We start from the raw sequence: 21,090 nt of genomic DNA on the forward strand, positions 1-21,090 counted from the left end.
ACCGGCCGGTCGGCGAGTCGACCGGCCGGTTGTCCAATGGTGGCGGACGATTGCGTACCCTGGTGCGGCTTGGCCACGGCCGCTGCCCCGGCAGCGCCGTCGACGCCCCGCCTGGCGGGGGATGGGGGATGACTGGGAGTGCGACTCGGACTCAATCTCGGCTACCTCACGGGCGCTGGCTCACCGGCCGACCAACTGGCGCTCGTCCAGGAGGCGGAGCGGCTCGGCTACACGGTGGTCTGGGCCGCCGAGGCGTACGGGTCCGACTCGCCAAGCCTGCTCGCCTGGCTGGCCGGCCAGACCAGCCGGATCGACGTGGGCTCGGCGGTGATGCAGATCCCGGCCCGCACCCCGGCGTCGACCGCGATGACCGCCGCCACCATCGACACGTTGTCCGGTGGCCGGTTCCGGCTCGGCCTGGGGGTCTCCGGTCCGCAGGTCTCCGAGGGCTGGCACGGCGTACGGTTCGGTCAGCCGTTGGCCAGGACCCGCGAGTACGTGGAGATCGTCCGGCTCGCGGTCGGACGCCAGCGGGTCGAGTACCCGGGCACGCACTACACCCTGCCGCTGCCCGACGGCCCGGGTAAGGCGTTGAAGCTCAACTTCCGCCCGCCCCGGTCGCGGATCCCCGTGTACCTGGCCGCGGTCGGCCCCCGCAACCTCGAACTGGCCGGCGAGATCGCCGACGGCTGGCTGGCGGTGTTCTTCTCGCCCCGCACCGCCGCCGACCAACTGGCGTTGATCGCCGCCGGGCGGGCCCGCACCGGTCAGGACCTCACCGGTTTCGACGTGGTGCCGGCCGTGCCGGTGGTGGTCGGCGACGACGTCGCCGCCTGCGCCGACCTGCTGCGCGGGTACGCCGCGTTGTACGTCGGCGGAATGGGCAGCCGGACGCAGAACTTCTATCACCGGCTGGCCACCCGGATGGGCTTCGGTGCCGCCGCCGACGAGGTGCAGGACCACTATCTGGCCGGCCGGCTGCGGGACGCCGCGGCCGCCGTACCGCTGGAGTTCATCGACCAGACCGCGCTGCTGGGCCCGCCGGACCGGATCGCGCAGCGGATCGGCGAGTACGCCGCCGCGGGCGTGACCACCCTGTCGGTCAGTCTGTTCCACGCCGACACCGAGGCGCGGTTGGCGACGCTGCGGACTGTGGCGCGGGCGCTCGACGTGGCCGGGGTGGGGCGGTGAGCTGGATCGAGGTCATCGTGCTCGGCGTGGTGCAGGGGCTCACCGAGTTCCTGCCGATCAGCTCGTCGGCACATCTGCGGATCACCTCGGCGCTGTTCTTCGAGGCGGACGCAGGCGCCTCGTTCACCGCCGTGACCCAGTTGGGCACCGAGGCCGCGGTACTGCTCTACTTCGCCAAGGACATCTGGCGGATCACCCGGACCTGGGTCGTCGGCATCTGGAATCCCTCGGTACGCGGCGAGCCGGACTACCGGATGGGCTGGTACGTCATCGTCGGGTCGATCCCGATCGGGGTGATCGGCCTGCTGTTCAAGGATCAGATCCGCGACGGTCTGCGTAACCTGTGGATCACCGCGACCGTGCTGATCGTGTTCGCGCTGATCCTCGCCGTCGCGGAGTACCTCGGCCGGCAGACCCGTACCCTGCAGCGGTTGACTCTGCGTGATGGCGTGATCATGGGTTTCGCCCAGGCGATGGCGCTCATCCCGGGCGTCTCCCGGTCCGGTGGCACGCTGACCGCTGGACTGCTGTTGAACCTCACCCGGGAGGCGGCCGCGCGGTTCTCCTTCTTGCTGGCCATTCCCGCGGTGGTGATGTCCGGGCTGTTCAGCCTGCCCGACGTGTTCGACCCGCAGGGCCGGGCGCCCACGGCGGCCCAGATGGTGGTGGCGACCGCCATCGCGTTCGTGGTCGGCTACGCGGCGATCGCCTGGTTGCTGCGCTATGTCGCGCATCACACCCTGTACGCCTTCGTGCTCTACCGGGTGGCGCTCGGTTCCCTGGTGATGGCGCTGCTGGTCACCGGAACCATCTCGGCCACCTGACCGGACCCGACCGCTGTGACCGGGTCGGCCGCCGGCCGGCGCGCGGCCGCCCCCCGTAGGCTGGTCCGGTGGCGACGTTGGTACTCCTGCGGCATGGTCGGACGACCGCCAACGCTGAGGGCGGCCTGGCCGGCCGGCAGCCGGTCGAGCTCGACGAGACCGGCCAGGCACAGGCCCGGGCGGTCGGTGCCCGGCTGGCCGGGGTGCCGTGGGCACAGGTGGTCAGCAGCCCGCTGATCCGCTGCCGGCAGACCGTGGAGCTGGCCGTCCCCGGGGCGACCCCGGTGATCGACGACGGGTTGATCGAGTGCGGGTACGGCGAGTGGGAGGGCCAGTCGCTGCGGTCACTGGTGAAACAGCCGCTGTGGCGGGTCGTGCAGGAGCATCCGAGCGCCGCGGTGTTCCCCGGCGGGGAGGCGCTGGCCGCCGTGGCGGCCCGCGCGGTGGCCGCGGTGCGGCACTGGAACGGTGTGGTCGACGCCGAACGCGGGCCCGACGCTCTCTGGCTGGCCTGCACCCACGGCGATGTGATCAAGGCCATCGTGGCCGACGCGCTCGGCCTGCACCTGGACCTGTTCCAGCGGATCGTGGCCGATCCGGCCTCGTTGACGGTGATCCGGTACACGACGACCCGGCCGTTCCTGGTGCGGCTCAACGACACCGGCGGTGACTTGGCCGGGCTGGTGCCGGCGAAGCGGCGTCGGCCACGGCGTCGGGGTGGGTCGGCCGATTCCGATGCCGCCGTCGGCGGCGGCGCCGGTGCCGGCGGACGTGACCGGCAGTGAGCGTACCGGTCAATCGGGTCGGTGCGTTACCGGATCGACCCGGCCGCCCGATAGGGTCGATGACATGACCCACCAGGTGCATGCCTTCGAGCCGCCGGAGCGGTTCGTCGCGGGGACCGTCGGGCCGCCGGGGGAGCGGATGTTCTTCCTGCAGGCCCGGGGTGGCGGTCGCGTGGTCAGCGTCGCCCTGGAGAAGGTCCAGGTGTCGCTGCTGGCCGAGAAGCTCGAGGAGCTGCTGGCCGAGGCGCAGCGGCGGTTCGGTGTCGATGTGCCGGAACTACCGACCGGGCAGTCGGACAACGAACCGCTGGAAACGCCGGTCGACGAGGAGTTCCGGGTCGGCACGCTCGGCTTGGCCTTCGACGTGGACACCACCACCGTTGTCATCGAGGCCATCGCCGCCGGTGAGCCGGAGACCGGGCTCGAAGCCGGCGACGACGACGGCCTGCTCGACGACGATGACGACGACACTGACGACGAGGTCGACGCCAGTCTGGACCGGCTGCGGGTCCGGCTGACCCCGGCGGCGGCCCGCGGCTTCATCGACCGGGCACGCCGGGTGGTGGCCGCCGGGCGTCCACCCTGTCCGCTCTGTGGTCAACCGCTGGACCCGCGCGGCCACCTCTGCCCGCGGCACAACGGCTACCACCGCTGAGGTGACGGAGACCGGCCGGCAGCCGGCGGTGGACCGGGACGCCACCGTGCTGCGACTGCTCCGTACCGGCGCGATGCGGCTCGAAGGCCAATTGATCGACGCATCGAACACGACGTTGCGGGCCGTCATCGAGTCCGACGGGACGGCGATCCGGTGCGTGTACAAACCAGTCCGCGGGGAACGCCCACTGTGGGACTTTCCAGACGGCACCTTGGCCGGCCGGGAGGTCGCCGCCCATTTGGTGGCGCAGGCGCTCGGGTGGCCGTTGGTGCCGCCTACGGTGTTGCGTGACGGTCCGATCGGTCCGGGCGCCTGCCAGCTGTGGATCGACGAGCCGGACGGGTCCGTGCCGCTGGTCGACTTCGTCGCGGCCGACCAGGTGCCGGCCGACTGGCTGCCGGTGGCGGCGGCCCGGGACACCGACGGCAGGCCGTACGCCCTGGCGCATGCCGACGATTCGCGGCTGGCCCGGCTCGCGGTGTTCGACGTCGTGGTCAACAACGCCGACCGCAAGGGCGGGCACGTGCTGGCCGGACCGGACAACCAGGTGTACGGCGTCGACCACGGCTTGTGCTTCCACGTCGACGACAAGCTGCGTACGGTCTTGTGGGGCTGGTCCGGGCGCCCGTTGCCGCCGGAGGCCGGGTCGGCGTTGCGTCAGCTGCGTACGGCGATCGACGCGACGCTGGGCGGGCAGTTGGCGTCGCTGCTTACCCAGGCCGAGATCACCCAGCTGGCCGGGCGGGTCGACGGGCTGATCGAGGCCGGGTGCTTTCCGTCGCCGCCAGCGACACGTAGCGCTATCCCTTGGCCGCCGATGTGATTCATCTGCCATTCTCCGGTGCCGCCGGCACCGCTGGATAGGGTGGCGGCATGGACTCCTGGACCGGTCACGAGGTGCCCCGGCTGCCCGGCGCCGGTGTGCCGTTGGCGTTGTTCGACTCCGCTCGGCGGGCGGTGGCACCGACCCGGCCGGTCGACCCGGCGACGATGTACGTCTGCGGGATCACCCCGTATGACGCCACCCATCTCGGGCACGCCGCGACCATGCTCGCGTTCGATCTGGTGCAGCGGATGTGGCGGGACGCGGGGCACCGGGTGCGGTACGTGCAGAACGTTACCGATGTCGATGATCCGCTGCTGGAGCGGGCGGCCCGCGACGGGGAGGACTGGGTGGTCCTCGCGATGCGGGAGACCGCGCTGTTCCGGGAGGACATGGAGGCGTTGCGGATCATCCCACCGGACCACTACGTGGGTGCGGTGGAGTCGATTCCGGCCATCGCCGAGCGGGTCGGCGTCCTGCTCGACCGCGGCGCCGGCTATCGGCTGGCCGATGGCACCGGTGACGTGTACTTCGACGTGGCCGCCGCGCCGCGGTTCGGCTACGAGTCGAACCTGTCCCGGGAGCAGATGCTGGTCTTCTCCGCCGAGCGGGGTGGTGATCCGCAGCGTCCGGGTAAACGTGACCCGCTGGATCCGCTGCTGTGGCGCGGCGCCCGCGACGGTGAGCCGGCCTGGGACGGCGGTCCGCTGGGCCCGGGCCGACCGGGCTGGCACATCGAGTGCGCGGTGATCGCGCTGGGTCTGCTGGGTGACCGGATCGATGTCCAGGGCGGCGGCAACGACCTGCTCTTCCCCCATCACGAGTGTTCCGCCGCGCACGCGGAGGTGCTGACCGGCACCGGCCCGTTCGCCGCACACTACGCGCACGCCGGGATGATCGGCCTCAACGGCGAGAAGATGTCCAAATCCCGGGGCAACCTGGTCTTCGTCTCCCGGCTGCGGGGTGACGGGGTGCCGCCGATGGCGCTGCGGCTGGCACTGATCTCCGGGCACTACCGGGCTGATCGCCAGTGGACCGACGACACACTCAAGACCGGTCAGCAACGGTGGCACCGGTGGCGCGAGGCCGCCCGGTCCGCCGCCGGGCCGTCCGGCGCGGAGCTGCTCGCCGGGGTCCGGGGCCGGCTGGCCGACGATCTCGACACCCCGGGCGCGTTGGCCCTGATCGACGAGTGGGCCGACCACGCGCTCGCCGGTACCGGCGCGGACCCGCAGGCCCCGGCGTTGATGGCCGAGACCTGCGATGCCCTGCTCGGGGTGCGCCTGCGCGACTGACCCGGCCGACCGCACCCGCGCCGGGGGTCCGGTCGGGTCCGGCGCCGCCGTCGGACCCGACCGGTGTACGGGTCAGTTCGGGGTGCAGGTCAGGGTCGGTGCCACGGGGGTTCCGGTGGCCGAACCGATCAGACCGAAGCTGGTGGATGCCCCGGATCCGATGCTGCCGTTGTAGCCGACGTTGGTGGCGGTGACGGTCGAACCGTTGCTGTCGATCGTGGCGTTCCATGCCTGGGTCACCTGCTGCCCGCTGGGGTTCGTCCAGCTCACCGTCCAGCGGCTGATCGGTGTTCCGCCGGCAGTCACCCGCACCTCGGCCTGGAAGCCGCCCTGCCAGCTGGCGACGACGGAGAAGGTCGCGGTGCAGCCGCCCGGCGCCGGGGTGGTCGGTGCGGTGGTCGGTGGTGCGGTCGTGGGCGCCGGGGTGGGCGGTGCGGTGGTCGGGGCAGGCGTGGTCGGCGGCGGGGTCGCGCCGGTGCCGCCGAAGTTCACGTCGCTGCAGAAGTAGTAGGTCTGGTCCGCGTGGCTGGCCTTCCAGATCAGGTAGACGATGTGCCGTCCGGTCCGGCCGGGTGCGCTGACCGGGATGTCGACCGACACGCCGTTGAGGTTGGGGTTGCTGGTTCGGGTGCCCTCACCGGGGTCCGCGCCGTCGGTGGTCCGGACCAGCTCCAGGTCGCTCCAGCGCAGCCGCTGGGTGAGCGGGTCGAATCCCTGCCGGGTCACGTACACCAGGTGGTAGTCGGCGCCGTGCAGCGCCTGGTCGTGGTAGGTGACGGTGAAGTTCGTGCCGACGTCGGCGGCTCGCCAGTTGCCGGGTTCGTCCAGTGCGGCGTACCGGACGCCGCCGGTGTTGCCGGCGCTGCACAGTTGGCCGTCGGGGATGTGGGCCTGATGCTGGCCGTTGACCCCGTCGATGTAGAGGCTGTTCCAGTTCCACATGGCGGTGGAGTCCGCCTGCCAGGCCTGCCAGCACATCGGGTCCTCGGTGGCCATCGCGGGGTTCTGGAAGTCGCTGGCCCAGCGCTCGTAGCACCCGTAGTTGCGCGACGGCGGATCGATCGACGAGCCGTGTGCGGTGGCCACGTCGGCGAGCGCGGTGGTGCACAGCAGCGCGGCGGCTGCCGCGACGGTGAGCACCCGGCGCAGCGGTGCCCATGAAGTGGCGGTGAGGGAAGACATGTCAGCTCCCGGACAAGAGGTTGGACGGCGGTGGCGGGTTCGCCGGGACAGGCGTTCCCGCCGGATCGGATGGCGGGTAGCCCGGTCCCGCCATGCCGCGCGACCCTCGCGACAGTCCCGTCCAGAGATTCACATGTCTCGATTTTTTCTGTCAATAGTTTGAATGGAAAACAAAGTAAGGCGAAAGAAACACCGGGTCAGCCGAGTACGAGACCGGGATCCGGGTCCGGATCAGGCATGGGTTCCGGGACCCGGTACTCCTCGGTCAAGGTGGTCACCGGGCCGGGCCAGGTCGCCTGGGCCACCTCGATCGGTCGCCGGTCGCCGTCGTAGGCCACGTGCAGCAGATGCAGCACCGGGGTGTCCGGACGGATCCGGAGCAGCTGCGCCTCCTGCCGGCTGGGCTGGCGGGCGCTGAGTACGTCGCGCGCCCAGACGTACCGTCGGCCGGTCACCTCCTCGGCCTCCTGGTAGGTGGGCCGGCCGAACGGCTCGGCCCGCTCCAGACTGGTGCCGGCGGCGTCGGCCACCCGGAACCAGGAGGCTCCCACCTCGACCGGTGAGTCCTCGGTGCGTACCAGGTGCCGGCGGACGATCAGCTCGGTGCCGTCGGTGACGCCGAACGCGTCGGCCACTTCGGGTACCGCCGGAGCCCGGCCGACCTCGGTCAGTTGCTGCCGGTAGCGCGCCGCCAGGTCGGCGTGGTATCCACGGTGTCCGCCGTACCGGCCGCGGGCGAGTCGGTTGAGCCGGCGTCGGGTGCCCCGTACGAACGTGCCGGAGCCCGGCTTGGTGATCAGCAGTCCTTCGACGCGGAGCTGATCGACGGTACGCTGCGCGGTCTGCTTGGCCACGCCGTACATCTCGGCGAGCGCGGGGATGGCGGGCAGCCGTTCGCCGGGTGCCCACTCGCCGCGCCGGATCCGTTCCCGGATCAGATCGGCGATCTGGCGGTGTGGAACCTCGGCGGCTCCAGGATTGACCTGCATCTGCGAACTGACCGCCCTTTCCGATGAAGATACCTAGCATCCTAGGACAACAAAGAAGGTGTGTCCAGCCCGACTACCGACGAAACCGCACCATCGGAACAGTCACTGGACCGGCAGCTGACCCGGCCGTCCCGCGCCGGATCAGCGCCCGGCGGCGGTCACCGCTTGCGGGCGATCAGCGCACCGTTCGCACCGGGGGCGTCGAAGACGACGGTACGGATGGAGCCGAAGCCGGCGTCGGCCAGCCAGTCGGCGTACTCGGTCTCCGAGTAGTTGCGCCCGCCCTCCGTCTCCACCAGCATGTTCATCCCCATCAGGGCGGCCTCGGGCGGACCGGTGCGTTCGGGGTTGAGCAGCAACTCGCAGACGACGATCGTGCCGCCGGACGGCAGCGCGTCGTGGCAGCGGGCCAGCAGCGCCCGGTTGGTCGCTTCGTCCCAGTCGTGCAGGATCATGCTGAGCAGGATGGTGTCATGTCCCTGCGGCAGCTTCTCGTCGGTGAAGAAGTCACCGGCGACGGTGTCGATCCGGTCGGCCAGACCGGCGGCGGCGGCCTTCTCCGCGGCGACGGGCACGACGTGTGGCAGGTCGTAGACGCTCGCCCGCAGATGCGGGTAGCGCCGGCACAACTCGATGGGATACGCGCCCGACCCGCCGCCCAGGTCGAGTAGCCGGTGGTGGGCGCTGAAGTCGTAGGCGTCGCCCAGCGCGCGGGCCGTGAAGATCGACGCGGCGTACATCGCCTCCAGGAACAGGTTCCGGATCCGCGGGTCCACGTCGGCGAAGATCGACTCCTGGGTGTCCGGATCCCAGGTCAGTGGCCGGTCGGTACGCAGCGCCTCACCGATGCGGTGCCACGGTAGGTAGGTGCGCTCGTCGCAGTAGCGAATCTGACCGCCGAAGTAGTAGGGACGGTCGGCTACCAGGAACTCCTCGGCGATCGGTGCGTTGCGGTAGCTGTTGGAGCCGGGTTGCTTGGTGAGCAGTCCGAGCGAGGCGCAGGCGGCGAGCAGGGTATCCGCCGGGCGCTCAGCCAGCCCGTACTCGTCGCACAGTTGCTCGACGGTGATGGTCCGGCCGCCGGCGAGCCTGGTGAACAGGTTCAGCTCGACGGCGGCGGCCAGGGTCTTGAAGCTCCAGAAACCGGTCACCAGACGCATAAGAGGGGTGGGGGTTAGCATCCGGACATTTTCCGGTAAAGGGCCGTCCGACTGACGGAGCTGTCAGTTAGCCGATAGATCCGGGTCGGGTATCCGTCCGGCCGGTCACCACGAACCAGCTGTCGGGCCGGCCGACCCGCCCCTGCGGCGCAGGTACTTCTCGAACTCCTGGGCGATCTCGTCACCGGTCAGCGGCTGGATACCAGCGTCGCCGACCCGTTCCTCCAACTCGCGAACGTACTCGCCCAGCTCGGCGTCCTGCTCGGCGGTGGCCCGCACCCGGGCCTCCCACTTCGCCGCCTCCTCGGCCATGTCGGCCATCGGCACCGGCAGGTCGAGCACGTCCTCCACCCGGTGCAGCAGCGCCAGTGTCGCCTTCGGGCAGGGTGGGTTGTTGGCGTAGTGCGGCACGTGCACCCAGAACGAGACCGCGTCCACCTCCGCGCGGGCGCAGGCGTCCTGCAGTACTCCGACGATCCCGGTGGGACCGTCGTACCGGGTCGGGACGAGCTGGAGCCGCTGCGCCGCCTCCTTCTCCGAGGCGGTCCCGCTGATCGGCAGCGGCCGGGTGTACGGCACGTCGGCGAGCAGAGCGCCGAGCAGCACCACCCGGTTGACCTCCAGGCTGTGGCACAGCTCCAGGACCTGTTCACAGAAGGTGCGCCAGCGCATGCTCGGTTCGATCCCGTGGATCAGCACCACGTCCCGGTCCGTGCCTTCCGGGCTGGCCACCATGAACCGGGTCGTCGGCCACTCGATGCGGCGCGCGTCGCCGCTGGAGCCGGTGATGGTCGGCCGGCTGACCTGGAAGTCGTAGAAGTCCTCCGGGTCCAGCGCGGCGATCTCTCGGGCCTGCCAGACCTCCTGCAGGTGCTCGACGGCCGCGGTGGAGGCGTCCGCGGCGTCGTTCCAGCCTTCGAACGCGGCGATTGCCACCGGTGACCGCAGCACCGGCAGACCGTCGAACTCGGTCACCGGGCCTCCTCGCCGTCATTGCGACCTGGCAGCGCGCTCGCGGTCGTTGCGACTACTCGTCGACGTCTGGGTACGGGGTAGTTGTCGTGCCTCACCCTGTCAGCCTACGTGCCGGTCGACGACCCGGCCCGGTGGCCGCGCCGGCTCCGCCGGCGGCCTGATCCGCGCACCGCCGCCGTACGTATTGCGCAACTGGGGCAGCATGGACCGCAGACGGCCACGCGTCGCCGTCCGACAACTGAGCGAGGAGGCCGGTATGCGCCAGCCCGGCGACCGTGTCCGCAGCCGGTTTCAGCTGGTGGCGTTGTGTGCCGCCGTCGTCGCGGCGGCGGCCTGCGCCGCGGTGCCGCTGCCCGACGACGGGCCGGGTGAACCCAACCAGCCGGCGGTGCCTGGAGGCGGTGCCACCGGGGCGGGCGCCGACGGGTCACTCGACGGCACCGACACGGTCGAGGAGTTCGAGCAGGACATCGCGGGTGCCGAAGCTCTCGCCGACCAGTACTGGTCGCAGCGGTTCGCCGGGTTCGGCGCGTCGTTCGAGCCGATCGGGCAGGCCATCGCCTACCAGCGCGACGGCGAATTGAGCTGCGGCGACCAGCTCATTCCGCGCAACAACGCGGTCTACTGCCTGACCAGTGGGTCCGAGTTCATCGCCTACGACGCGAACTGGGCATTCGACGTGTTCCAGACGGTCGGCGACTCGTTCCTGTTCTACCTCATCGGCCATGAATACGCGCACGGAATCCAGGTTCGCCTGGACCTGGAGTACCGGTTCAGCATCCAGCGGGAGCTGGCCGCCGACTGTCTGGCCGGGGCCTACCTCGGCGACTCGGTACGCGACGGCACGCTGCAGCTCGACGACGGTGACCTGGAGGAGTTCCAACGCGGTCTGGCGACCGTGGCGGACGATCCCGACCAGCCGTGGTTCGAGGAGGGCTCGCACGGCACCGCCGAACAGCGGATCGCGGCGTTCTTCAACGGGTACGACCGGTCGCTGGCCGGGTGTGACCTGACCTGACCGACGCCGGCCGGCAGCCTGCGCTGCGCCGTCGCCGTCGCCGGCTGGGCGACAGTGCTGTGATCAGGCAGGATCGTGGGACGCACGTCATGCCCGGACCAGGGAGGTTCCGCTGAATACCCCGCCACCCGCCGCCGTCCTGTTCGACATGGACGGAACGTTGATCGACAGCGAGAAGCTCTGGGACGTGGCCCTGCGGGAGCTGGCCGTGCACTACGGCGGGCAACTGTCCGCCGAGGCGCGGTTGGCGATGGTGGGTTCGGACATGGCCACCACGATGGGGCTGCTGCATGAGGACCTGGGCCAGCCGTGGCGGGACCCGGCGACCGGCGCTGCCTGGCTGACCCGTCGGGTCACCGCCCTGTTCAGCGCCGGCGTCCCGGCCCGGCCGGGCGCGTTCGAGCTGGTCCGCGCGGTACGGACGGCCGGCCTCCGCACCGCGCTGGTCACCTCGACCGAGCGCGCCCTGGTGGACGTGGCGCTGCACACCATCGGGCGGCACAACTTCGACGTGGTGTGCTGCGGAGACGAGGTGCCGGCGACCAAACCCGATCCGGCCCCGTACCTGGCCGCTGCGGCCGCCCTCGGCGTGTCGGCGGTGGACTGCGTGGCGGTCGAGGATTCCCCGGCCGGGGTGGCCAGCGCGCACGCCGCCGGGGCGGCGGTGCTCGCGGTGCCGGCCGAGGCGGTGTTTCCGGTGCCGGACCGGGTCCAGGTACGGGCGAGCCTGTGCGACGTGACCGTGGCCGATCTGACCGCGCTGCTTGCCGCGTACCGGGCCGATCTGCCCGTTGCGGCCGGTTGACGGGCAGCCCGGAGCGGGCTGCCCGTCAACCGGCCTGGCCGGTCATTCGTGCGAGATCGCCTGCAGTACGTTCAACCGGGACGCCCGCCAGGCCGGCCACCAGGCGGCGACCACGCCGGCCAGCGCGGCGGCGACGACGAACCCGACGAGTTGGCCGACCGGCACACTGACCACAGACAGCACGTCCTGGCTGCGCATCGCGAACGACGCGGCCAGTCCGAGCGCCACGCCCAACGCCACGCCGAGCAGACAACCGAAGACCGCCATCAGCAGTGACTCGACGCGGACCATCCGGCGGACCTGGCGTCGGCTCATCCCCACCGCGCGTAGCAGCCCGAGTTCCCGGGTGCGTTCGTAGATGCTCAGCACCAGGGTGTTGACGATCCCGATGAAGGCCACCAGTACGGCGAGGGCCAGCAGTACGTAGAAGATGCTGAGCAGGATGTCGACCAGCTGGTTCTGCTGCTCGACGAAGCTGCTGCGGTCGCCGACCGTCACCAACGGGTAGTCGGCCATCAGCGCCTCGGTCTCGGCGACGATCCGCTGCACGTCGGCGTCCGGGGTGGTAGCGACGAACCCCTGGTAGGCCAGCGGCCCGGCGAGGTACTGCACCTGGGACTCGGGCAGGATCAGCCCGGCGGTGAGCGCGGTGCGGTAGACGCCGACGAGTTCGTAGCTCCGTTCGCCGCCACGTGGCATGTCGATGACGATGTCGTCGCCGACCGCCCAGCCGTTGGATTCCGCGGTGTTCACGTCAACCACCGTCTCGCCGTCGCCGGCGTCGAGGCGGCCCTGTACGGTCTCGAAGGCGAACATCGGGCCGGCCTGTGACAGGTCGGTGGCGGAGATGAGCTGGTTGGGGCGGCCGTCGGCGGTCAGTATCGCGATGTGGTACGCGACGGTGCCGGTCACGCCGTCGATCTCGGCTACCTGGTCGAGGCGTGCGGGGTCGAAGCCCTCCCGCCCGGTCGGCAGTTGCTGGCCGTTGGTCAAGATGATGATCTCGGCCCCGAGGCCGTTCTCCACCAGGTCGGTGGTGGTCGCCTTCAACGACGACCCGATCACCGCGATGGTGCTGACCAGGGTCACCCCGATCATCAGGGCGGCGGCGGTGACAGCGGTACGCCGCGGGTTGCGCAGCGTGTTGCGTCGGCCGAGACCGGTCGCCGTACCCCAGCTGACCAGGCGTCCGACGGCACCGGCCACCGGACGGGTGAGGGCGGGCGACAGCAGCGCCACGCCGATGATCGACAGCAGCACCCCACCGCCGAGCGCGACGGCGGTCAGCCCGGAGACACCGATCAGACCCACGGCCAGCAGTCCCGCGCCGAGCGCGGTGACCACCCCACCGGTGATGGTGAGCCCGGTCAGCGACCGGTCCGGGCGGACCACGTCGCGCATCGCGGCCACCGGTGGGACCGCCGAGGCGCGGATCGCCGGGATCAACGCCGCGACCATGGTCATCAGTACACCGACCAGGTAGGACGCCAGGATCGCGACTGGTGAGACGATCAGTCCGCCAGCGGGCAGCGACAGCGCGTCGACTGCCAGGAACTGCAGGCCGGCGGCGACGCCGATGCCGGCGGCCAGGCCGAGGGTGGCCGCGATCACGCCGACGACCAGCGCCTCGATCAGCACCGCCGAGGTGACCTGGGCCCAGCTGGCGCCCAGCGCCCGGAGCAGGGCCAGCTCGCGGGACCGCTGCGCGACCAGGATGTTGAACGTGTTGAAGATCAGGAACATGCCGACCAGCAACGCGATCAGCGCGAACCCGAGGAAGAACCAGTTGACGAAGGTCAGCAGCTGGGTGAACTGGGACGCCTGCTCGTCGGCGAGCTCCGCGCCGGTCACCGCCTCGAACCCGGCCGGCAGCCGGTCGGCCACCAGCCGCTTGAGCTCGTCGTCGGTGACGCCGGGGTCGGCGGTCAACTGTGCCGCGCCGAACACCCCGGTCTCGCCGTAGAACAACTGCTGTGCCTGTGGCACGGTGAAGGCGACCAGTGTCTCGCCGCCGAGGGTGGACCTGCCCCCGCTGTACTCCAGCAGGCCCACCACGTCGTACTCGCTGGCCTGGTAGGCGCTGGAGACGTACACCCGGAGCCGGTCGCCGACCGTGACGCCGGCCTGTTCGGCGGTCAACCGGGTCACCGCGACCTCGTCGTCGGCGCTGGGTGTGCGTCCCTCGGCGACCTGGAGCAGCGCGTCGTCGTCGCCGGCGGCGGTCAGGCCGATGCCCAGCTGCGGTGCCTGGCTCGGCACCGCCTTGCCGTCGGCGGCCCGGAACGGGATCACCCCGGTCGAACTGGCGTCACCGGTCACCGACGCCACCCCGTTGATAGCGGCGATGCGATCCAGGTCAGCGTCGGTCAGCAGCGGCGGCTCCGCCTGCTGACCGGCCGTATCGGCCGCCTGCACCTGTACGGCGACGTCCGCGTTGACGGTCTGGAAGAGCCGTTCGAAGCGGCTGCTCAAGCTGTCGGTGAGCACCGTGGCGCTGGAAACGAACAGCACGCCGAGGATGATCGCCACCCCGGACAGCACCAGCCGCAGCTTGCGGGAGAGCAGACTCTTCAACGTGGCGCGCAGCATCAGGCCTGCTCCTGCTCGATCGCCGCGACGTCGAGGCCCTTCAGCCGGTCGAGGACCGCCTCGGCGGTCGGCTGCTGTAGCTCGTCGACGATCCGGCCGTCGGCGAGGAAGACGACGCGGTCGGAGTAGGAGGCGGCGACCGGGTCGTGGGTGACCATGACGATGGTCTGCTGGTGGTCGCGTACCGAGTTGCGCAGGAACCCGAGGACGTCGGCGCCGGCGCGGGAGTCGAGGTTGCCGGTCGGCTCGTCGGCGAAGACAACGTCCGGGCGGGCGACGAGGGCACGGGCGCAGGCGACCCGCTGCTGCTGGCCGCCGGACAGCTGGGTGGGTCGGTGGTGCAGGCGGTCACGCAGGCCGACGGTGTCGATCACGGTGTCGAACCAGGCCGGATCGGGTTTGCGGCCGGCGATCGCCATGGGCAGCAGAATGTTCTCCTCGGCGGTGAGCGTGGGGAGGAGGTTGAACTGCTGGAAGATGAAGCCAAGTTTGTCCCGGCGGAGTCTGGTCAGCCCGGTGTCATTGAGTCCGGTGACTGTGGTGTCGCCGATGGTGATGGTGCCGCGGGTGACGGTGTCGAGCCCGGCGAGGCAGTGCATCAGGGTGGACTTGCCGGAGCCGGACGGCCCCATGATGGCGGTGAAGCGGGCGGGTTCCAGGTCGAGGGTGACGCCGTGCAGGGCGATCACCTGGGCTTCGCCGGTGCCGTACACCTTCCACACGTCGGCTGCCCGGGCAGCCGGTCCGGTCGCTGTCGTCGTTGTCACGTCGGAGGCTCCTACCGTTGTTGTCTGTCGCCAACGGTATGTTCCGGGCGCTGTGACTGGGTCCTGCCCGGGAACGGTTCACCACTCCGTCCACGACGGGGGCGCTCCTCCGACCTGAGGATGATCCCAACGGGTCGGACTCATCCGCCAGGGCAGGCTCAGGTCGGATTCATCCGCCAGGGCAGGCTCAGGTCGGACTCATCCGCCAGGGCGGACCAGGCCGGACTCGTACGCCAGCACCACGGCCTGGACCCGGTCCCGCAGCCGGAGTTTGGTCAGCACGTGTCCGACGTGGGTCTTGATGGTGGTTTCGCTGACCGACAGGGTGGTGGCGATCTCGGCGTTGGACAGCCCTCGGGCCATCTGGATGAGCACTTCACGTTCCCGTTCGGTGAGCACGTCCAGCGCCTTCGGCGGTGCCGCGTCAGGGTCGGGCAGGGTGAGCGCGAACTTGTCCAACAGCCGGCGCAGGATCCGGGGGGCCACCACGGCCTCACCGACCGCCACTGTCCGGATGGCGGCCACCAGGTCCTCGGCGGGCACGTCCTTGGCCAGGAAACCGCTGGCACCGGCGCGCAGCGCCCCCACCACGTACTCGTCGAGGTCGAAGGTGGTGAGGATGAGGACCCGGACCGGCAGCCGGGCGTCGACGATCGCCCGGGTCGCCGCCACCCCGTCCATCCGGGGCATCCGGATGTCCATCAGCACGACGTCGGGCAGGAGCCGGCGGGCCAGGTCGACGGCTTCCGCTCCGTCCGCCGCCTCGCCGACGATGTCCAGGTCGTCCTCGGCACCGAGGACCATCCGGAATCCGGTGCGCAGCAGCGGTTGGTCGTCGGCGAGCAGGATCCGCACCGGACGGGTGGTGGACGGCGCGGCGATGCCGGGTTCGCTCACGGTGCTCCTTGTCGGGTAGCCGCCCCCAGCTGCTCCATCGGCAGCTTGGCGTAGATGCGGAAGCCACCGCCCGGGCGCGGGCCGGTCCGCAGCGTGCCACCGTACAGGGCCACCCGCTCCCGCATCCCGACCAGACCGTGCCCGACCCTGCCGCGGTCCGGACCGGGACCGCGGCCGGTGTCGAAGACCTCGACGATCAGCCAGTAGACGCCGAAGCTGAGCCGTACCTCGGCGGTTGCCGCTCCGGCGTGCTTGAGCGCGTTGGTGAGCGCCTCCTGGACGATCCGGTAGAGGGTCAGCGTCACACCGGGATCCAGGTCCCCGGGTACCCCGTCGATTCGCAGGGTCACCGGCAGACCGGCCTCGCGGATCTGCTCGACCAGGGACTCGATGCCGCCGAGCCCTGGCTGCGGGGTGAGCTCCGCGTCGGCCGGTTCGGCGTCGGTGCGCAGGACGTCGAGCAGCCGACGCATCTCCCGTAACGTGCTGCGGCTGGTGTCGGCGATGGTGCCGAGCGCCTCGTCGGCGGCGGCCGGGTCGCGGTGCAGTACCCGTCGGGCGCCGGTGGCCAGCACTCCCATCACGCTGACGTGGTGGGCGACGACGTCGTGCAGCTCCCGGGCGATCCGTCGCCGTTCGTCGGCGACCGCCTGGTCCGCAGCGGCCCGCTGGTTCTCCTCGGCTACCCGGGCGCGTTCGGCCAGCGTCCGCGTCGCCGACCGGCGGGCGTGCACGGTCCGCCCGATGAAGAAGGCGACCAGCATGGTCAGCCCGTTGACGAACAGCAGGTACATCCGGGAGATTCCCGGCAGTTCGGTACCCTGTGGCAGCACCGCGTTGACGGTCAGCACCGGCAGCCACAGTACGGCGGCGGCGGCGATCGCCGGGCGGAGCGCCAGCCAGCAGGCCGCGGTGTAGGTCAGGATCACCAGTGCGAGCGCCATGCTCACCGGCTCGTGGCCGGTCAGCAGCGGGACGGCCACCATCGCGGCGCTGGCCAGCACGGCCGGCCAGACGACGACCCGACGTACCGCGATCGGCGCCGCCGCGATCAGGCTCCAGCCGACGACGGCCGGCCAGCCGAGGTCCGGCCCGGGCCTCGGCTGGCCGGCCGGGCCGAGCCCGTGCAGGGCCAGATCGACCAGGATGACCGCGGCGGCGAGCAGACCGTCGCGGGCCAGCACCGACGGTACCGGCCCGGTCGTGCCGGCGCTCCGGGCCCTACGCCACCACCGCCACCACCACCGGGACCGGTGTGGTCCGGTGGACCGGTCCGGCTCGGTGGGCTCCATACCGCGACGGTATCCGGTACGGCGGTGGCGTCGCGCCCACCACGGTGCGAACCTGGTCTCCTCCCTCAGGAGGAGACCAGGTCCTGCGCCAGGTCGGGAAAGGGCGGCGGGGTCCCGCCGTACACCGGGCAGTACGTCTGGTAGCTGCACCAGTCGCAGAGCCGGCTCTGTTTGGGGCGGAAGTCCCGGGTCTCGGTGGCCTGCAGGATCGCCCGCCACAGCGCCAGGACGGTGCGTTCGAACCGCCGCAACTCCTCGGCGTCCGGCGTGTAGTCGCAGATCTCGCAGTCGCGCAGGTACAGCAGCCGGAGTACCCGGGGGACGACGCCGCGGGTGCGCCACAGCACCAGGGCGTAGAACTTCAGCTGGAACAGTGCCCGGGACTCGAACGCCTCGCGCGGGGCACCGCCGGTCTTGTAGTCGACCACCCGCAGGTCCCCGCCGGGGGAGACGTCCAGCCGGTCGATGTAGCCGCGGATCAGCAGCTGTCCGTCGACCACCGCGTTGACCAGGCTCTCCCGTTCGGCCGGTTCCAGCCGGCGGGGATCCTCGACGGTGAAGTAGCCGTCGAGCAGGTGCCGGGCGGCGGCCAGGAACTCGTCCAGTTCCGGGCGGGGCGCCGGCTCGTCGGACGCCGGTTCCGCCGGTCCGGTGGTGACGACATCGGCCAGCGTCGGGTCGGTGTCCAGCAGCCGTTGCCACTGCGGGGCGACCAGGGCGGCGGCCGCGGCCGGGGTGCGCTGGTCGGCCGGCAGATCGAACAGACGCTCCAGGACGGCGTGGACCAAGGTGCCCCGGGCCTGGTCGACGGTGGTTCGCTCGGGTAGCCGGTCGATACTGCGGAACCGGTACAGCAGCGGGCAGGTCTTGAAATCGGCCGCCCGAGACGGCGACAAGGTGGCCAGCCGGGGTGGTTCGACGTCGGGTGCGCCGTCCGGACCGATCGTCGTGCCGTGCACCGTTTCCGCCGTCATGGCACGCAGGGTATGGCACCGGTGTGACAATCCGGCCGGCGGCTCGGCGACAAACCGTGCGCGCCGGGTGGTACGGCGTTCCGTAGCATCAACCCGATGGAGGACACCGCGAAACGCCCCGACCGGCGCCCTGACCGGCGGCCGGGGATCAGCCTCGGCCGGGTGCTCGGCTTCCCGGTGCACCTCCACACCTCGGTGCTGTTCCTGGCGATCCTGGTCACCGTGCTGTACGGCGAGTTCGTCCGCACCCAGTTGGACGTGCCGCAGCCGGCCCGGTACGCGGTCGGCCTGGGCTTCGTGGTCTGTCTGCTCGGTTCGGTGCTGCTGCACGAGTTGGGTCACGCGTTGACCGCCCGCCGCTACGGCATCGGCGTTCGCGGGATCACCCTGGAGATGCTCGGCGGCTACACCGAAATGGACCGGGACGCCCCGACCCCCAAGGTCGACCTGCTGGTGTCGCTGGCCGGTCCGGCGGTGTCGCTGGTCCTGGGCCTGGTCGCGGTGGTGGCCACCGTGCTGCTGCCGGACCGTACGTTGATCGACCAGTTGGCGTTCCAGTTGGCGGCGGCGAACCTGCTGGTGGCGGTGTTCAACGCGTTGCCGGGGCTGCCCCTCGACGGCGGGCGCGCGCTGCGTGCCGCGGTCTGGGCGGTGACCAGGGACCGCCACGTCGGCACCGAGGCCGCCGGTTGGGTCGGTCGGGCCGTGGCGGCGGGCACCGCCGGCCTGGTGGTGCTGCTCACGGTGGCCGGTATCCTGTCCCCGTTCGGGCTGATCTTCATGCTGCTGGTGGCGTTCACCCTCTGGCAGGGTGCCGGCCAGTCGATCCGGGTCGCGCGCATCGGCCGCCGGTTCCCGTTGGTCAACCTGGCGATGCTCGCCCAGCCGGTCTTTCCGGTGCCGAGCGGCACGCCGTTGGCCGAGGCGCAGCGTCGGGTCGCCGGCCCCCACCCGGCGCAGCCGGGTGGCCGGGAGCCGGCCATGGCGGTGACGGACTCGGTCGGCCGGTTGGTCGCGCTGGTGGACCGGGCCGCGGCCGCGGCGGTCCCGCCGGAGCGCCGCCCGTGGGTGGCGGTCGACACCGTCGCGCGCGGTATCGACGGGGTACGCCGGATCCCGGTCGACCTCACCGGCGAGCAGGTGGTCCGTACCGTGCAGGAACATCCGGGCGCGCAGTACCTGGTGACCCGGGGCGAGGACGTGATCGGCGTGCTCCACGTCGCCGATCTGGCGCAGTTGTTGGAACCGAACCGAAAGATGAGCCCGTGACCCCTCCGCCGACCGCCGTGGCATCCGGCGACGTCAGTACCACGCCGATCTCCACCCGGCGCGGCCCCTTCCAGCCGGGCGACCGGGTGCAGCTGACCGACCCGAAGGGGCGGATGCACACCGTCACGCTCGCTGCCGGCCGGTCGTTCCACACCCATCGCGGTGCCCTGGCGCACGACGAGCTGATCGGCCTGCCCGAAGGCAGCGTGGTGACGTCGGCCGGCGGTACCGCGTACCTCGCGCTGCGTCCGCTGCTGGCCGACTACGTGCTGAGCATGCCGCGCGGGGCCCAGGTGATCTATCCGAAGGACGCCGCGCAGATCGTGGCGATGGGTGACGTGTTCCCGGGGGCCCGGGTGCTGGAGGCCGGTGCCGGGTCGGGCGCGCTGACCTGTTCTCTGCTGCGCGCCGTCGGCACCGACGGTGAGGTGCACTCGTACGAGACGCGGGCGGACTTCGCCGAGGTGGCCCGGGCGAACGTGCAGGCGTTCTTCGGTGGCCCGCACCCGGCGTGGCGGCTGCACGTCGGTGATGTCGCGTCCTGCCCGGAGGTCGGCTTCGACCGGATCATCCTGGACATGTTGACGCCGTGGGAGGTGCTGGACCTGGTGGCTCGGGCGTTGCTGCCCGGCGGGGTCTTCGTCGGTTACGTCGCTACCACGCCGCAGCTGAGCGAACTGGTCGAGGCGTTGCGCGCCGACGGCGGGTTCACCGAGCCCCGGGCGTGGGAGTCGCTGGTGCGGGACTGGCACGTCGACGGGTTGGCGGTGCGGCCCGACCACCGGATGATCGGGCATACCGCGTTCCTGGTGTCGGCCCGCCGGTTGGCGCCGGGGGTGAGCGCGCCGCCGCGGCGGCGCAAGCCGAGCAAGGGAGCGGAGGCGTACGCGGCGCGCCGCCGGGATCAGGCGGGCGCACCGGTGCCGTCCGACGCCGCCGGGCCGGCGGCACCCGACGGGACCGAAGGGCCGGCGCCGTCGCTGGGCCCGGTGGCCGGGACGGCACCGGCATGAGCCGGCCCGCGTTCGGTGGTGGCGAGTTGCCGGCGGTCTTCCCTGACTGGTCGCCCTACCCGGACCTGGACGCGGCCAGTCGGGCGTACCTGCGGGACCCGGACGTCGCGCTGGAGGCGCTCGGCGGCGTGCTGGCGGGTGCCGAGGTCCTCGCCTTCACGTTGGAGCGGTTCGTCAACGAGGTCAACGGGGTCTGGCAGGAGGTGGCGATCTGCGACGGCAGCCGGATGGTCCTGTGGCACGGCGAGGACGTCCCGCCGGGGGACGGCCCAGCCGGGTCGATGACGTCGTCGCTGCGGGTGGTGCCGTTGTCCACGGTCACCGAGGTCGGCTGCCGCCGCCGGCTGACCCGTACGCCGACCGGGCAGATCCGGGTGGACAGCGTCGACGTCTACCTGCTGCTCAGTTCGCAGGACGAGACGCAACCGGAGGAGCATCTCGGCCCCCGGCACGACGCGCTGCGGTTCGGCAAGACGCTCGACGACGGTGGTTCGGGGCAGATCGCGCGGCTCGAGGAGTTCGCCCGGGTGGTCGCCTCGGTGGTGGGCCGTCCGCTACTGTGACGTGGGTCACGCGTTGCAGGCGGG

Annotated in this window: 20 protein-coding genes; 11 read left to right on the forward strand and 9 right to left on the reverse strand. The window is 71.4% G+C overall.

Annotated elements, in window-relative coordinates; translation table 11 throughout:
• The first annotated feature begins 138 nt into the window (after positions 1–138).
• The 6 genes from O7629_RS11025 (at position 139) to mshC (ending at position 5,573) form a co-directional block, all read left to right on the forward strand.
• Entirely contained in the window at positions 139–1,191 is a 1,053-nt protein-coding gene (locus O7629_RS11025) for an LLM class F420-dependent oxidoreductase (RefSeq protein WP_278169004.1), read from the forward strand.
• Positions 1,188–2,015: an undecaprenyl-diphosphate phosphatase gene (locus O7629_RS11030; protein WP_278169005.1), complete on the forward strand. Its 828-nt coding sequence runs from the start codon at positions 1,188–1,190 to the stop codon at positions 2,013–2,015. Before O7629_RS11025 ends, O7629_RS11030 begins: the two co-directional genes overlap by 4 nt.
• Before the next feature lie 68 nt (positions 2,016–2,083).
• Positions 2,084–2,800 (forward strand): MSMEG_4193 family putative phosphomutase, encoded by a 717-nt coding sequence (locus O7629_RS11035; protein WP_278169006.1) that lies wholly within the window; start codon positions 2,084–2,086, stop codon positions 2,798–2,800.
• Positions 2,801–2,864: 64 nt separating this feature from the next.
• Entirely contained in the window at positions 2,865–3,455 is a 591-nt protein-coding gene (locus O7629_RS11040; protein WP_278169007.1) for a DUF3090 domain-containing protein, read from the forward strand.
• Positions 3,456–3,528: 73 nt separating this feature from the next.
• Positions 3,529–4,278: an SCO1664 family protein gene (locus O7629_RS11045; RefSeq protein WP_278174493.1), complete on the forward strand. Its 750-nt coding sequence runs from the start codon at positions 3,529–3,531 to the stop codon at positions 4,276–4,278.
• Between the two features lie 50 nt (positions 4,279–4,328).
• Positions 4,329–5,573 carry a cysteine--1-D-myo-inosityl 2-amino-2-deoxy-alpha-D-glucopyranoside ligase gene (gene mshC / locus O7629_RS11050; RefSeq protein WP_278169008.1) on the forward strand — a complete coding sequence of 415 codons (1,245 nt, stop codon included), beginning with the start codon at positions 4,329–4,331 and terminating at the stop codon, positions 5,571–5,573.
• Positions 5,574–5,645: 72 nt separating this feature from the next.
• On the opposite strand, the gene O7629_RS11055 is transcribed toward mshC, so the two are convergent.
• The 4 genes from O7629_RS11055 to O7629_RS11070 form a co-directional block, all read right to left on the reverse strand.
• Complete coding sequence (locus O7629_RS11055) at positions 5,646–6,755, reverse strand: lytic polysaccharide monooxygenase (protein WP_278169009.1); 1,110 nt, start codon at positions 6,753–6,755, stop codon at positions 5,646–5,648.
• A 197-nt stretch (positions 6,756–6,952) separates the two neighbouring features.
• Positions 6,953–7,744: a GntR family transcriptional regulator gene (locus O7629_RS11060; protein ID WP_278169010.1), complete on the reverse strand. Its 792-nt coding sequence runs from the start codon at positions 7,742–7,744 to the stop codon at positions 6,953–6,955.
• 158 nt (positions 7,745–7,902) lie between these two features.
• Positions 7,903–8,925: a methyltransferase gene (locus tag O7629_RS11065; RefSeq protein ID WP_278169011.1), complete on the reverse strand. Its 1,023-nt coding sequence runs from the start codon at positions 8,923–8,925 to the stop codon at positions 7,903–7,905.
• A gap of 84 nt (positions 8,926–9,009) precedes the next feature.
• Entirely contained in the window at positions 9,010–9,879 is an 870-nt protein-coding gene (locus O7629_RS11070) for a PAC2 family protein (protein ID WP_278169012.1), read from the reverse strand.
• Between the two features lie 256 nt (positions 9,880–10,135).
• On the opposite strand from O7629_RS11070, the gene O7629_RS11075 reads away from it, so the two are divergent.
• A complete protein-coding gene (locus O7629_RS11075; RefSeq protein WP_278169013.1) occupies positions 10,136–10,897 on the forward strand; it encodes a neutral zinc metallopeptidase in 762 nt (253 codons plus the stop codon).
• 112 nt (positions 10,898–11,009) lie between these two features.
• A complete protein-coding gene (locus O7629_RS11080; RefSeq protein ID WP_278174494.1) occupies positions 11,010–11,702 on the forward strand; it encodes an HAD family phosphatase in 693 nt (230 codons plus the stop codon).
• A 42-nt stretch (positions 11,703–11,744) separates the two neighbouring features.
• Here the strand turns inward: O7629_RS11080 and O7629_RS11085 are convergent, their stop codons facing one another.
• The 5 genes from O7629_RS11085 to O7629_RS11105 all read right to left on the reverse strand — a co-directional run bounded on the left by O7629_RS11085 (position 11,745) and on the right by O7629_RS11105 (position 18,221).
• Complete coding sequence (locus O7629_RS11085; RefSeq protein ID WP_278169014.1) at positions 11,745–14,291, reverse strand: ABC transporter permease; 2,547 nt, start codon at positions 14,289–14,291, stop codon at positions 11,745–11,747.
• A complete protein-coding gene (locus tag O7629_RS11090; RefSeq protein WP_123601506.1) occupies positions 14,291–15,058 on the reverse strand; it encodes an ABC transporter ATP-binding protein in 768 nt (255 codons plus the stop codon). The genes O7629_RS11085 and O7629_RS11090 overlap by 1 nt, the downstream gene beginning before the upstream one ends.
• Positions 15,059–15,256: 198 nt before the next feature.
• Positions 15,257–15,955 (reverse strand): response regulator transcription factor, encoded by a 699-nt coding sequence (locus O7629_RS11095; RefSeq protein WP_278169015.1) that lies wholly within the window; start codon positions 15,953–15,955, stop codon positions 15,257–15,259.
• Entirely contained in the window at positions 15,952–17,247 is a 1,296-nt protein-coding gene (locus O7629_RS11100; RefSeq protein ID WP_278169016.1) for a sensor histidine kinase, read from the reverse strand. Before O7629_RS11100 ends, O7629_RS11095 begins: the two co-directional genes overlap by 4 nt.
• A 65-nt stretch (positions 17,248–17,312) precedes the next feature.
• Positions 17,313–18,221, reverse strand: coding sequence for a PD-(D/E)XK nuclease family protein (locus O7629_RS11105; RefSeq protein WP_347403664.1), 909 nt, complete (start codon positions 18,219–18,221; stop codon positions 17,313–17,315).
• Positions 18,222–18,317: 96 nt separating this feature from the next.
• Here O7629_RS11105 and O7629_RS11110 point away from each other — a divergent pair, with 96 nt between their 5' ends.
• Genes O7629_RS11110 through O7629_RS11120 form a run of 3 tightly spaced genes read left to right on the forward strand, consistent with a single transcriptional unit; the run spans position 18,318 to position 21,066 of the window.
• Positions 18,318–19,490 carry a site-2 protease family protein gene (locus tag O7629_RS11110; RefSeq protein WP_278169017.1) on the forward strand — a complete coding sequence of 391 codons (1,173 nt, stop codon included), beginning with the start codon at positions 18,318–18,320 and terminating at the stop codon, positions 19,488–19,490.
• A gap of 17 nt (positions 19,491–19,507) precedes the next feature.
• Positions 19,508–20,503, forward strand: a complete 996-nt coding sequence (locus O7629_RS11115) for a tRNA (adenine-N1)-methyltransferase (protein WP_278174495.1) — start codon at positions 19,508–19,510, stop codon at positions 20,501–20,503.
• The gene (locus O7629_RS11120) at positions 20,500–21,066 is read left to right on the forward strand and encodes a hypothetical protein (protein WP_278169018.1); all 567 of its coding nucleotides are present in this window, start codon (positions 20,500–20,502) and stop codon (positions 21,064–21,066) included. The genes O7629_RS11115 and O7629_RS11120 overlap by 4 nt, the downstream gene beginning before the upstream one ends.
• Positions 21,067–21,090 lie beyond the last annotated feature (24 nt).

Origin of the sequence: Solwaraspora sp. WMMD792 (assembly GCF_029626105.1) — a bacterium.
Taxonomy (GTDB): domain Bacteria; phylum Actinomycetota; class Actinomycetes; order Mycobacteriales; family Micromonosporaceae; genus Micromonospora_E.